Raw genomic sequence first — 13,364 nt, forward strand, 5'->3', positions numbered from 1 at the left:
GGTCAGAAGCCCTCCTGCCGCAGGCCCGGCCGGGCGGGGATCCGCTCCCCCTCCCGGCCGGGTGCCGCTCCCGCACGGGGACCGCACCGCTGCGGCGTCTCCCGGTCCGCCGGGCCGCCCCACCGGTGCCAACAGCCCACGCAGACCGCCGCCACCAGCCCGATGCCGGAGACCAGCAGCACGCCCTTGGCCGGGGAGTCGGTGAGCGCCGCACCGCCCAGCCCGCCGAGCGCCGCGCTGGACACCGCCCACAGACCCGCGCCCACCGCGTCCAGCGCCACGAAGCGGCGCAGCGGGAAGCGGAGGCTCCCGGTGGACAGGGCGGCGACCACCCGGCCACCGGGCAGGAAGCGGCCGGCGACGATGAGCAGTGCGGCGTGCCGTTCGACCCGGGCGCGGGCCCGCAGGTGCCGGGCCCGGCCCCGCTCACCGCGCAGCAGCCGGGCGCTCGCGCGCGGGCCCGCGTACCGTCCCACGGCGTAGCCGAGACAGTCCCCCGCCAGCGCCCCGGCCGCCGCGACGCCCGCCAGCAGGGCGAGCAGCGCCGGGTCGGGGCCGATGAGCACGGCGACCAGGACGACGGTGGTCTCGCTCGGCGTGAACGGCAGCAGCGCGTCGAGCCCGGACACCAGCAGGATGACCAGCCACAGCCAGGGCGAGCCGAGCATGCCCTGAAGGGACGCGGTGAGCTGGTCCAGCTGCTCAAACATGGGCCGGGGTGTCCCGCGGCGGGGCGTGCGGCACCGGAGCGGCGGGCCGGAGTACGGCGGCCGGGCGGGCCGCGCCGCCGCCCGTCACCGCCGTCACCGGGCGCCCGCCCAGCGCGGCCCGGGCCGCCAGCGCCGCCAGCTCCCGCCGGTCCAGGCCCCCGTCGAGCGGCCACAGCACCGGATGCGCGGTGACGCGTACGGTCAGGGCACGGGCGGCGAGCACCCGGCGCAGCGAGCCCGCGAAGGTGTCCTCCCCGCAGAACGCGGCGACCGTGCTGGGCAGGCCCTGCTGGCGGTAGTCCAGGGTCACCGGGCGGACCGGCGCGCCCGCGTCGATGGCGGCCTGGAAGGTGGCCCGGCGGAAGGTGCCCGCCTCGGCGGTGCACCAGGTGGTGGCCTGCGGGAAGACCGCCACCGACCGTCCGGCGGCGAGCAGTTCGGACACCTCCCGCACGGTGTGCGGCAGCCGCCGGGGGTGGGTGCGGTCGATGAAGTACGTACCGGCCCGGCGGGCCAGGCCGCCGACGACCGGCCAGCCGCCGACCTCGCGCTTGGCGAGCAGGGTGACCGGTTCGACGGCGAGCAGGGCGAGGATGTCGAGCCAGGAGATGTGGTTGACGACGACGAGGGTGCCGGTGGCGCCCCCGCCGGTGAGCGCGGCCGCGCCCTCGACCGGGATGTCCAGCGCGTCGAGCAGCGCGCGGGCATGGGTCCGCAGCCGGCCCGGCTCGGCCATCCGCTCGCCGTCCGTCAGCGCCCGCCGCACGGTGCGGGCGAACGCGGCGCCGCGCCGGGCGATCCGGGTCGCCGGTACCCGCGGCAGGGCGTGCGCTGCGCAGTCGGGGGTGCAGTCGGAGTGGACGTCCCAGGGGCCGTTCACCGTTCCCCCAGGAAGTAGCGCCGGTAGCGGTCGCCCAGCCGCTCCATGTCCAGGACGACGAAGAAATCGGCGACGTCGAACTCGGGGTCGTGGGCGGGCGCGCCGCAGATGACGGCGCCGATCCGCAGATAGCCGCGGAGCAGCGGCGGCAGCTGGGCGAGGGCGGGGCGCTCGGGGACGGGGAGGGTGGTGTGCCAGGGGTGGTGCGGGGTGACCTGGAGCTCGGGCGGGGCGGCGTAGCGGGTCCGGCCCAGCTCCCAGGCGTGGGCGGCGGCGGTGCCGCCGTCGGCGAGCGGGACGGAGGCGCAGCCGGCGAGGTAACGGTGGCCGGAGAGCAGGGTGTAGCGGGCGAGGGCGGCCCACATCTGGGTCATGACCGCGCCGTTGCGGTGGGCCGGGTGCACACAGGAGCGGCCGGCCTCGATGAGGGAGGAGCGCAGCTCCGCCAGGGCGCCGAGGTCGAACTCGCCGTCGGAGTACAGCCGCGGGCTGCGGCCGGGCGGCAGCAGCCGGTAGGTGCCGACCACGTCGCCGGTGGCGTCGTGGGTGACGATGAGGTGGTCGGTGAGGTCGTCGACGTGGTCGATGTCATGGCCGGCCAGCGGGGAGTGCAGGGTCGCGCCCATCTCCTCGGCGAAGACCTGGTGGCGCAGACGTTGTGCGGCACGGATCTGTGCGCGGGTGTCGGCGATCTCCGCGGTGTAGCCGGGTTCGGCGGGGGCGGCCGCCGGTGCGGTGGTGGGCGCGGTGCGGGGGACGGCGGCGGACGCGGTCGGTGCCATGCTCATGAGAGCTCTCCTTGGGGAGGGGGGAGGCTGGTGAGTCGGCGGGCGGTGGAGACAGCGGGGGCCGGTGGGGCCGTGCGGGGCGGACGGTGCGCCGCTCCACGGGTGGTGCCGGGTACACCCCGGCCGGGGACGTAACCCCATGACCTGGCCCTTCTCTACGCGGCAGACTGTTCCCGTGTCCGACGGCCGGGCGCGTGAAGCCCAGGGAGCGAACGGATGAGGGTCCGCAGAACACTGGTCGCCGCGGTCCGGGGCCTGGGGCTCGCGCCGGCCGTGGAGCTGGGGTCGGTCACGCTGTTCGTGCTGGCCGTGGTGTCGCTGGCGCTGATCGTCGTCGGGGTGGGCGTCCTCACCACGCCGGTGGTGCTGTTCTGGGCCCGGCGGTACGCCCAGCTGCGCCGGGTGTGGGGGTACGACCTGGCCGGGGTGCGGATTCCCGCGGACTACCGCCCGTTCCCCGCCGGTCTGGGCCACGGGCCGGTGAGCCAGGCGCGGCGGTGTGCGGTCCTGCTGGGGGATCCGGCGACCTGGCGGGAGCTGCTGTGGCTGCCGGTGGACGCGTCGGTGGGCCTGGCGCTGGTGCTGCTGCCGCCGTCGCTGGTCGGCTACGGCGTGGGGTTCGTGCTGCTGCCGGTTCTGGAGGGGCTGACGGGTATCGGGGGTTACGTCCTCGGCCTGGGCTCGCTGCCCGCGGAGCATCCGTGGCTGCTGTTCACCCTGCCAGTGCTCGGCGCCGGTTTTCTCCTGCTCGCCCGGTACGCCAACCCTGCCCTGATCCGGGCACATTTCCTGCTCGCGGCGGTGTTCCTGACGCCGCCCCGGGCCGAGCTGGCCGAGCGGGTGGCGCGGCTGACCGAGACCCGGTACGACGCGGTGGACGCCTCGGCCGCCGAACTGCGCCGGATCGAGCGCGATCTGCACGACGGCGCCCAGGCGCGGCTGGTGGCCATGGGCATGAGTCTCGGCACCATCGAGGCGCTGGTGGAGAAGGACCCGGCGCAGGCCAAGGAGCTGCTGGCGCGGGCCCGCCAGTCCTCCGCCGAGGCGCTGACCGAGCTGCGTGACCTGGTCCGCGGCATCCATCCGCCGGTGCTGGCCGAACGCGGACTGGGCGATGCCGTACGGGCGCTGGCGCTGCGGATGGAGATCCCCGTCGAGGTGGCGGTGGCGCTGCCGGGGCGGCTGGCGGCGCCGGTGGAGTCGGCGGCGTACTTCGCGGTCAGTGAGGTCCTGACGAACGCCGCGAAACATTCGGGCGCCGACCGGATAGCCGTCGGCCTCCGCCATGCCGACGGCCGTCTCCGGATCACGGTCTCGGACAACGGCCGGGGCTTCGCCCCGACGGGCCCGCCGCCTGGGGGAGGCACCGGGCTGCGCGGTATCGAACGCCGGCTCGGTACCTTCGACGGCACCCTCGCCGTCAGCTCTCCCGCGGGCGGCCCGACACTGGTCACCATGGAGATTCCGTGCGCGTAGTGCTCGCCGAAGACCTCTTCCTGCTGCGGGACGGGCTGGTCCGGATGCTGGAGGCGTACGACTTCGAGGTCGTCGCTGCGGTGGAGAGCGGCCCCGAGCTGACCCGGGCGCTCGCCGAGCAGCGGCCGGATGTCGCGGTGGTCGACGTACGGCTGCCGCCGTCGTTCACCGACGAGGGGTTGCAGTGCGCGCTGGCCGCCCGCAGGGACCGGCCGGGACTGCCGGTGCTGGTGCTCTCCCAGCACGTGGAGCAGCTCTACGCCCGGGAGTTGCTGGCGGACGGCAGTGGCGGGGTGGGGTATCTGCTCAAGGACCGGGTCTTCGACGCCGAGCAGTTCATCGACGCGGTGCGCCGGGTGGCGGCGGGCGGTACGGCGATGGACCCGCAGGTCATCTCGCAGCTGCTGTCGCGGCGGGCCCGGGACCGGCCGATGGCGCGGCTGACCCCGCGCGAGGTCGAGGTGATGGAGCTGGTGGCGCAGGGCCGCTCCAATACGGCGATAGCGAGCCGGCTGGTCATCACCGAGCGGGCGGTCGCCAAGCACACCTCCAACATCTTCGGCAAGCTCCAGCTGCCGCCGTCGGACGACGACAACCGGCGGGTGCTGGCGGTGCTGGCCTACTTGGACCGCGGCTGACCGACCGTTAGCGTGCCCTCCGCACGGGACTGTTGTGAGCACCGAGCACTGGGGGCACACGTGAGCCGACCGTCACGACGCGCACTGTTGGGAACCGCCGGAGCGATCGGCGCCGGGGCGGCGTTCGGCGGGGGCACCGCCCCCGCTGCCGCCTCCGCCGGGGCGCCACCCGCCCGGCACCAGGAGGCCACACCCGTGGACGACACCGCACCGGCACGGGCCGCGCTGAGGCGGCTGCTGCCCGCCCACGCCGACCAGTTCACGCTGGTGCCGCTCGCCCGGGACGGGGACGGCGACCGCTTCCGGATCGAGGGCCGTACGGGCCGCATGACGGTCGCCGCGACCACTCCCGCCGCGGCGCTGACCGGCGTCAACTGGTACCTCAAGTACACCTGCCGGGCGCACCTTTCGTGGGCCGGTGACCAGGTATCGCTGCCCGAGCGGCTACCCGCCCCGGACGGCCCCGTCGAGCGGGCCACCTCGCTGCCGCACCGGTTCGCCCTCAACGACACCCACGACGGCTACACCGCCCCGTACGCGGACTGGCCGCGCTGGGAGCGGCTGATCGACGCACTGGCGCTGCGCGGAGTGAACGAGGTGCTGGTCACCCCGGGCACCGAGGCCGTCTACCACCGGCTGCTGACCGGCTTCGGCTACTCCGACACCGAGGCCCGCGGCTGGCTCCCGGCCCCCTCGCACCAGCCGTGGTGGCTGCTCCAGAACATGAGCGGCTACGGCGGCCCCACCAGCACCGAACTGATCGCCCAGCGCGCCGAGTTGGGACGCCGGATCACCACCCGGCTGCGCGAGCTGGGCATGCGTCCCGTCCTCCCCGGCTACTTCGGCACCGTCCCGGACGGTTTCGCCGCCCGCAACCCCGGGGCCAGGACCGTCCCCCAGGGCACCTGGTCCGGCCTCAAGCGCCCCGACTGGCTCGATCCGCGCACCGATGTCTTCGCCGCCGTCGCCGCCGCCTTCTACCGCCATCAGCAGCAACTCCTCGGCCCCGCCGACCACTTCAAGATGGATCTGCTGCACGAGGGCGGCGACCCCGGTGACGTGCCGGTGCCGGAGGCCGCCCGGGCGGTCGAGAAGGCGCTGCGCACCGCCCGCCCCGGGGCGACCTGGGTGATCCTGGGCTGGCAGGACAATCCGCGGCGCGATCTGCTGGACGCCGTCGACCACGACCGGATGCTGATCGTGGACGGGCTCAGCGACCTGGACACCGTCACCGACCGGGAGCGGGACTGGGGCGGGGTGCCGTACGCCTTCGGCTCCATCCCCAACTTCGGCGGCCGCACCACCCTCGGCGCCAAGACCCACATCTGGGCCGAGCGCTTCACCGCCTGGCGCGACAAGCCGGGCAGCCGGCTGGTCGGCACCGCGTACATGCCGGAGGCCGCCGAGCGCGACCCGGCCGCGTTCGAGCTGTTCGGCGAACTGGCCTGGCGGGAGCGCCCGGTGGACCGCACCGCCTGGTTCGACGGCTATGCCGACCTCCGCTACGGCGCCCGCGACGCCCACGCCCGTGCCGCGTTCGCCGCGCTGCGCACCAGCACGTACGAGATCTCCAGCAAGGACGGCCGCCCGCACGACTCGGTCTTCGCCGCCCGCCCGAACCTCGCCGCCCGCTCCGGCACCGTCTACGCCACCCACACCCCCGCCTTCGACCCGGCGGCCTTCGACACCGCGTTCGCCGCGCTGCTCGCGGTCCGCCCCGCGCTGCGCGGCAGTGACGCCTACCGCCACGATCTGACGGACGCCGCCCGGCAGGCGCTGGCCAACCGGTCCTGGCAGCTGATCGGGCAGCTCCAGGACGCCTACCGGCGCAAGGACCGGGACACCTTCCGTGCGCTGTCCGGGCTGTGGCTGCGGCTGATGCGGCTCAGCGACGAGGTCACCGGCGCCCACCGGCAGTTCCTGCTGGGGCCGTGGCTGGCGGACGCCCGCGCGAGGGCGGCCGGCGCCGAGGAGGAGGCGCGGCTGGAACACAGCGCCCGGGCCCTGATCACCACCTGGGCGGACCGGCCCACCGCCGACGGCGGCTCGCTCGCCAACTACGCCAACCGCGACTGGCACGGCCTGATCGGCGAGGTCCATCTCCCGCAGTGGCAGGCGTACCTGGACGAGCTCGCGGACGCCCTGGCGGCGGACCGCCCGCCGAAGACCTTCGACTGGTACGCCATGGAAGAGCCCTGGACCCGCGCCCGCACCAGCCATCCGCTGCGGCCGACGACCGACGCGTACCGCACCGCGCGGCGGGTCCACGACACCCTCGCCAAAGCCCCCTACCAGGGCACCGTCACGGTCACCGCCGACCCGGCCGCACTGCCGCCCGGCGGCCGGGCCACGGTCACCGCGGCGCTGCGCAACGTCAACGGGCTGCGAGCCACCGGCCGGGTGGACTTCGCGCTGACCGGTGTCGACGCCACCGCCTCGGGTCCGGTGTCGCTGCCGTCGGTCCCGCCCGGCGGCACCGGCCGCGCCCGGTGGCGGGTCACCGCACCGGCCGGCCCCCTGGAGGCCCCGCTGCACCCGCTCCCCTACGACCTCACCGTCGACTACGGCCCGCAGGGCGCAGGGCGGGTCCGTACCCCGCGGCACGGCACCCTGTTCGTGGCGGGGCCGCTGGACCCGGGGCTGCGGACGGTCACCACCAATGCGGCGGTTTTCGGCCAGTTGGACGACCGTTTCGCCATCCATGGCGCGGGCGCGGACCTGTGGAAGGCCACCGCCGAGTTCGGCGCGCTCTACCGGCCGGACGCCCTCGCCGCCGGCGGCTCGGTCACCGTCGAGGTGACCGCGCAGGACCCGACCGGTCCCTGGGCCCGCGCCGGCATCATCGTCCGCAACCGCCTCGCGGCCTCCGCCCCGGGCGCCCCGGACGCCCTCGGCTTCCTCAACCTGTCCGTGACGCCCGCCAACGGCGTGGTGCTGTCCTACGACGCCGGCGGCGACGGCACCCTGGACACCTACCGGCGGCTCACCGGCATCAGCGCCCCCGTCCTGCTCCGGCTGACCCGGGGCAAGGACAGCGGCAACTCCGGCAGCTACACCGGCGCCTGCTCCACCGACGGGGGCACGACCTGGCGCGATATCGCCACCGTCGCCGTCCCCGGCGCCGCCGCCCGGCAGGACACCGGGCTGCACCAGTCGGCCGCCAACTCGGCCACCGGGGACGGCGGGACGGCCGTATTCCGCCGCTGGAAGCTCGCCTGAGCGCCGCGTACGCTGACCCGGGAACGCACCACGAGCGAGGGGATCACGGTATGAGTGCCGCAGCTGAGAAGGAGTGGCTCTACGCCCTCGACATCTCCGACGCGACCTGGCAGCGCGCCCCCGGCGCCTCCGAGGAGGCCGTGGAGATCGCCTTCCTGGAGCGGGGCGCGGTGGCCATGCGCAACTCCACGGACCCCGAGGTGGTCCTGCGCTACACCGAGGCGGAGTGGCGCGCCTTCGTCCTCGGCGCACGGGACGGCGAGTTCGACCTCCAGCCCTGAGACCGCCGGTCCCGGCGGCCCGTCACCGGCCCTCCCGGCGCCCCCCGGGGTGCGGGGAGGGCCGGTGACCATCACAGGATTCACTCGTTTCACGGAACGTGAAGCAGCAGCAGAAAGCGCAGCAGGCGACACCCCGGCGCCCGGACCGCACCTCCCCCGGCAGCCTTGAGGACGTCGGTGACGTCATCGACGTCGAGCAGGCCGAGGCGGCGCTGGTGGAGCACTACCCCCGGCTGGTCCGGCTGGCCTACCTCGTCCTGCCGCCCGGCCAGAGCCGCAGCCGGCGGGTGCTGGCCGCCCACGGCGTGGTGCAGCGGACCCTGCCGCGCCAGCGCAGCTCCACCCGCGGGGCCGGCCTGCCCGCCCCGCGCACCGGCGCGGACGCGGCGATCGACCCCGGCTACGCCTTCGTCCGGCTGCGGGTCCTGCGGGCCGCCCTGGCCGGCGGCCGGACCCGCCGGTGGCTGCCGCTGCCGCCGCTGCTCCCCCAGGTGTGGGGCCTGCGGCTCTTCCCGCGCTCCGGTGGCGCCGACGAACTGGCGCTGGACCAGGCGCTGTCGGCGCTGTCCGGGCCGGGCCGGGCGGCGTTCGTGCTGCGCGATCTGGAGCGGCTGAGCGCACCGGAGACCCGCCGGGTGCTGGAGGCGGCCGGGGTGGCGCACCCCCGGGAGGCGCTGGAGGAGGCGGAGCGGGCCACGACCCCGGCCGGCAGCCGGGACCGGTCGCTGCTGGAGTCGGCGGAGTTCGACCCCTGTGCGCTTCAGGCCAGGCCGACGGATCTGATCCGGCGGCGGCAGCACGGCCGGGCGGTGCTGGCGGCGGGCGCGGCCCTGCTGGTCTGCGGCGCGCTGCTGGGGCTGCCGGGCGAGGGCTGGGGCCCGGACGGCGCCGCCGCCCCGCCGTACGCGCGAAACGCCGCGGCCGAGGCGGCCCTGGACCCGGGCAAGCTGGCGGTGTCCTCCGCGACCGCCTGGAAGCACGCGGCCCGGCAGGACTTCACGGCCTGGCCCGCCCGCGGCGACCGGATCCACGACCGGGCGCTGCTGCGGCGGGCGCTGGCCGTATGGGCCAGGCCCGGGGCCGGAGTCCAGGTCTCGGCGACCCCCGGCACCCCGGCCGGTCCGGCGGCCGGTCCGGCCCAGCTGCTGTTCGCGGGGGTGGTGAACCATGCCGTGGTGGTGCTCTTGCACGACGGGCTGCGGGTGGTGCGCTATGCGGAGGCGGCGGACGGCGAGGGGCAGAGCGACGGCACCGGCGCGGCGCTGGACTTCGCGCGTACGGACGGTGCGGCGGCGGCTTCGGCGACCGCGCTGGTGGTGAGCCGCACCCAGGGCAATGTGCGCTTCCTGACCGCCCCTTGGGTGAAGTCGGCGCGGCTGGTCGATCTGGTCAAGCCGGAGGCGGTGGACCAGCAGGTGACGGTCGGCGCGGGCGGAGTGACCGATCCGGTGCCCACGGCGCAGCCCACCGCGCAGTGCACGACCTGGCCGGCACTGCGGATGGGCGGCCGGCTGCTGACCGACCTCGGTGAACTGGCCCCCGCCCGCCTGACGTACGGCAGCCCGCGCAAGCCGGGCGACGTGACCTCCCCGAAGGCCCGGAGGGCATGGGCACGCACGGCCTGCCAGCTGGCCGTGGCCCGCGGCCAGGGCGTCCGCACCGTCAACACCTGGGAGTTCGCCCGGCAGCCGCTGCCCGGCGGCGCCGGTACCGCGGCCTGGCTGTGCACCCGCGCCGAAACCTGGCGCGGCCCGGGCAGCCGCACGATGGCGCAGATCCAGCCCCCCACACCGCACGGAAAGCCGTACACCCCGGGCACCATCGCGGCACGCGCCGAGGGCGGCACCGCCTGCGGCCCCCGCGCCCCCCGCGCCCTGGCCGGCGTCCTCTGGAAGGCCGCCGACAAACGCTGGTGGCTGCTCGCCGCGGGCAGCCCCCAGATCACCTCGGTCAGGGCAACCGGCGGCATCTCCGGCCAGTCGACCGGCCGCCTGCTGGCCCTCCCGGCAAAGGCGGGCGACAGGGCAGAACTGACCGGGCGGCTGGCGGACGGTGGGCGGGTGGGGGCGATCGGCTAGCGCCCGGCCCGACGGGCCCGGGTCCGACAGGGCCTAGGGAAGCCCGCGTTCCGCCCGCCGGGGCGAGGGCCGGGCCGCCACCGCTCGCTCGTCGGCGGCCGCCAGCCAGAAGTAGAGCGGCGGCAGGGCGAGTTCGAGGGCCGTCAGGGCGAGTTGGAACGACTGGGGCGGTCCGTGGACGGCCAGTGACAGCAGTCGGCCGAGGCCGCCGAGCAGGAAGATGCCGGCCAGCAGGCGCACTGCCGTGGCCGGGATCGGCGAGCGCCGGGCCGTCCGGATCCAGGCGAGGCCGTAGCCGAGGAAGACCGCCCCGTAGAAGCGCTCCCGGCTGTCGACGGTGGCACCCGCGGTGCCCTCCCCCGGTACGGAGTCGACGCCGAAGGCGAAGTGGAAGGCGCCGATCGCCACACAGGCGGCCCCCATCGCCAGCGCCAGCCACTTGAGAAGTCCGGCCATGCCCCGGCCACCCTTTCCCGCGTCCCCAGATGCCCCTGGTAGACGCCTGTCCACTAACGAGGGGAACGTACGGCCGGTAGTAGACAGGTGTCAAGTAACCTCGGGGCCATGACCACACGCCGCCGACTCGACCCCGCCGAGCGCCGTAGCCAGCTGCTCGACACCGGAGCGCAGCTCTTCGCGGCGAAGCCGTACGACGAGGTGTTCATGGAGGAGGTCGCCGAACGGGCGGGCGTCTCCCGCGCCCTGCTGTACCGCTACTTCCCGAACAAGCGCGACCTGTTCGCCGCGGTCTACCAGCAGGCCGCCGACCGGCTGCTGACCCGTACGGAACTCGATCCGGCCCGCCCCGTGCATGAGCAGCTGCGCGCCGGACTCGACGCCCATATCGACTACTTCGCCGCCAACCGCCACACCGTGCTCGCGGCGAACCGGGTACTCGCCAACGACCCGGTAATCCAGACCGTCATCACCGACGAGCTGACCGAGCTGCGCCGGCGGCTGCTCGACTCCACCGGCCTCGGCGCCGGACCCGGCGAGCTGGTGCCGGCGGCCCTGATGAGCTGGCTGGTGTTCGTCCGCGCGCTCTGCGTGGAATGGCTGACGCATCAGGCCTTCAGCCGCACCGAGTTGCGCGAGATGTGCGTCGGCGCGCTCCTGGGAGCGCTGCGCCCGGTGATGGATCTCGACCGGCTGCTCACCGGCGAGGAGGAGCTCCCCGCGGACCCGCAGGCGGCACCCTGACCTTTCCCCGCCCGAGGGGTACCGGCATTCCTTACCCCCAGTACATTGACGCCATGTCTAATACGGCCCCGTTGCGGCCCCAGCCGGCCGCGTCCGAGCACCCCCCGCTGAAGGCCCGCAACGTCGCCTTCGACTGGGCGGACACCCCGTTGCACTGGATACCGGGCGATCCGTTCAGCACCCACACCATCAATGTGCTGCATCTGCTGCTGCCGGCCGGCGAACGCTGGTTCGTGCACGTCTACAAGCAGGTGCTGCCGCACATCCGCGACCCCCGGCTGCGGGCGGATGTGATCGGGTTCATCGGCCAGGAGGCGATGCACTCGCAGGCACACCACGAGGTGCTGCCGCACCTCAAGGCGCAGGGCCTGGACCCGGCCCCGTACACCGCACAGGTCGACTGGCTCTTCGAGAAGCTGCTCGGCGACCGCACCCTGCCGCCGGGCCGCCCCCGGCGGTGGTGGCTGCTGGAGCGGGTCGCGCTGATCGCCGCCATCGAGCACTACACCGCGTTCCTGGGCGACTGGGTGCTCAACGCCCGCGCCCTGGACGCGCGGGGCGCCGATCCGACGATGCTGGATCTGCTGCGCTGGCACGGCGCGGAGGAGGTCGAGCACCGCTCGGTGGCCTTCGATCTCTTCGTCCACCTGGACGGCGGCTACCGGCGCCGGGTCCGCACCTGGGCCACGGCCTTCACCGCCCTGGTCTTCCTGTGGCAGCGCGGCACCCGCTTCTTCCTGGCGAACGACCCGTCGCCGGACGGCGGACAGGCGAGCTTCCGGGAGTTCGTCCGCGCCGGGCGGCGGGGCGTGCTGCCGACGACCGGGGCCATGGCCCGCTCCATCCCGCAGTACCTGAGTCGCACCTACCACCCCTCCCACTACGGCAGCACCGAGCAGGCCATGGCCTATCTGGCCGCCTCCCCCGCCGCGACCGCCGCCGAGGCCCGTACCGCCGGAGGTGCCTGAGATGCCCCGGGTCCGCACCGTCGTGCTGGTCGCCGCGGGTGCACTGGCCGCCCGGCGGGCGCTGCGCCGCCGGATCCAGGCCTCCCCCCTGTGGCCGCTGCCCGCACTGGAGCACCCGGTCTCCGGGCAGGGCCACACCGTGTCCGGGACACGGCAGTTGCGGGTGGTGGAGCGTACGGAGGAGGCCGAGGGCGTGGTCCGGCTGCGCCTGGCGGGCGAGGGGCTGCCGGCCTGGGAGCCCGGGGCGCACCTCGATCTGGTGCTGCCCTCGGGGCCGTACGCCAGTACTCCCTGTGCGGTGACCCCGCGACGCCCGGTTCGTACACCATCGCCGCCCGGCTGATCGAGGACGGCCGCGGCGGCTCACGCGAGGTGCACGAGCGGCTGCACGAGGGGACGCTCGTCGGCGTCCGCGGCCCCCGCAACCGCTTCCCCCTCCGGGACGGCCCCGCCTACCTCTTCCTCGCGGGCGGCATCGGCATCACCCCGCTCCTGCCGATGGTGCGGCAGGCCGAGCGGGCCGGGGTGCCGTGGCGGCTGCTGTACTGCGGGCGGTCGCGCGCCTCGATGCCGTTCCTGGCGGAACTCCGGCAGCTGGCGGGCCCCGGCGACGGCCGGCTGACGGTGGTCGCCGAAGACGAGGACGGGCGCCCCGATCTGGCGGCGGTACTCGCCGCTGCGCCACCGGGGGCGGCCGTCTACTGCTGTGGCCCCGAGCCCCTGATGGACGCCGTCGCGGCACTCCTGCCCGCGGTGACCGAGGGACTGACCCTGCACACCGAGCGGTTCACGGCGGCCACCCCCGCCCCGGCCGCCGGGAACGCGCCGTTCGACGTCGAGCTGCGCCGCACCGGCCGTACGGTCACGGTGCCCGCGGACAGCAGTGTGCTGCGGGCCCTCCGCGACCAGGCACTGCCCGATCTGCCGTACTCCTGCGAGCGGGGATTCTGCGGCACCTGCCAACAGCGGGTGCTGTCCGGAGAGGTGGACCACCGCGATGACCTGCTGACGGACGCCGAACGCGCGGACTCCCTGCTGATCTGCGTCTCCCGGGCGCGCGGTGGACGTCTTGTGCTCGATCTGTGATGAGACCGGCGATTCCGCGCCGCGCCCCAGGTCGTTAGGG

At 75.1% G+C, this 13,364-nt stretch carries 11 protein-coding genes and 1 pseudogene; 8 read left to right on the forward strand and 4 right to left on the reverse strand.

Translation table 11 applies throughout. The features are described from left to right. Positions 1–2: 2 nt before the first annotated feature. The 3 genes from CP981_RS10965 to CP981_RS10975 are packed head-to-tail and all read right to left on the reverse strand — an operon-like array spanning position 3 to position 2,378. Complete coding sequence (locus CP981_RS10965; protein ID WP_085925343.1) at positions 3–710, reverse strand: DedA family protein; 708 nt, start codon at positions 708–710, stop codon at positions 3–5. After that, on the reverse strand, positions 703–1,590 hold the full coding sequence (locus CP981_RS10970; protein WP_085925342.1) for a lysophospholipid acyltransferase family protein: 888 nt from the start codon (positions 1,588–1,590) through the stop codon (positions 703–705). Before CP981_RS10970 ends, CP981_RS10965 begins: the two co-directional genes overlap by 8 nt. After that, positions 1,587–2,378: a GNAT family N-acetyltransferase gene (locus CP981_RS10975; protein WP_085925341.1), complete on the reverse strand. Its 792-nt coding sequence runs from the start codon at positions 2,376–2,378 to the stop codon at positions 1,587–1,589. Before CP981_RS10975 ends, CP981_RS10970 begins: the two co-directional genes overlap by 4 nt. Positions 2,379–2,594: 216 nt before the next feature. On the opposite strand from CP981_RS10975, the gene CP981_RS10980 reads away from it, so the two are divergent. From CP981_RS10980 to CP981_RS11000, 5 genes are all read left to right on the forward strand, one after another. Then, on the forward strand, positions 2,595–3,854 hold the full coding sequence (locus CP981_RS10980; RefSeq protein ID WP_085925340.1) for a sensor histidine kinase: 1,260 nt from the start codon (positions 2,595–2,597) through the stop codon (positions 3,852–3,854). After that, on the forward strand, positions 3,845–4,492 hold the full coding sequence (locus CP981_RS10985) for a LuxR C-terminal-related transcriptional regulator (protein ID WP_085925339.1): 648 nt from the start codon (positions 3,845–3,847) through the stop codon (positions 4,490–4,492). Before CP981_RS10980 ends, CP981_RS10985 begins: the two co-directional genes overlap by 10 nt. An 84-nt stretch (positions 4,493–4,576) precedes the next feature. After that, positions 4,577–7,711, forward strand: a complete 3,135-nt coding sequence (locus CP981_RS10990; protein ID WP_483028331.1) for an alpha-N-acetylglucosaminidase — start codon at positions 4,577–4,579, stop codon at positions 7,709–7,711. A gap of 50 nt (positions 7,712–7,761) precedes the next feature. Then, entirely contained in the window at positions 7,762–7,992 is a 231-nt protein-coding gene (locus CP981_RS10995; RefSeq protein ID WP_085925337.1) for a DUF397 domain-containing protein, read from the forward strand. A gap of 98 nt (positions 7,993–8,090) precedes the next feature. Then, positions 8,091–10,070: a hypothetical protein gene (locus CP981_RS11000; RefSeq protein WP_085925336.1), complete on the forward strand. Its 1,980-nt coding sequence runs from the start codon at positions 8,091–8,093 to the stop codon at positions 10,068–10,070. A gap of 33 nt (positions 10,071–10,103) precedes the next feature. Here the strand turns inward: CP981_RS11000 and CP981_RS11005 are convergent, their stop codons facing one another. Continuing rightward, entirely contained in the window at positions 10,104–10,526 is a 423-nt protein-coding gene (locus CP981_RS11005) for a DUF4345 domain-containing protein (RefSeq protein WP_085925335.1), read from the reverse strand. Between the two features lie 108 nt (positions 10,527–10,634). Here CP981_RS11005 and CP981_RS11010 point away from each other — a divergent pair, with 108 nt between their 5' ends. The 3 genes and pseudogenes from CP981_RS11010 (at position 10,635) to CP981_RS11020 (ending at position 13,324) form a co-directional block, all read left to right on the forward strand. After that, on the forward strand, positions 10,635–11,270 hold the full coding sequence (locus CP981_RS11010; RefSeq protein WP_085925334.1) for a TetR/AcrR family transcriptional regulator: 636 nt from the start codon (positions 10,635–10,637) through the stop codon (positions 11,268–11,270). A 53-nt stretch (positions 11,271–11,323) separates the two neighbouring features. Then, on the forward strand, positions 11,324–12,238 hold the full coding sequence (locus CP981_RS11015; protein WP_085925333.1) for a metal-dependent hydrolase: 915 nt from the start codon (positions 11,324–11,326) through the stop codon (positions 12,236–12,238). 1 nt (position 12,239) lies between these two features. Continuing rightward, positions 12,240–13,324: pseudogene (locus CP981_RS11020) on the forward strand (PDR/VanB family oxidoreductase). Positions 13,325–13,364 lie beyond the last annotated feature (40 nt).

Source organism: Streptomyces platensis, assembly GCF_008704855.1.
Lineage (GTDB): Bacteria > Actinomycetota > Actinomycetes > Streptomycetales > Streptomycetaceae > Streptomyces > Streptomyces platensis.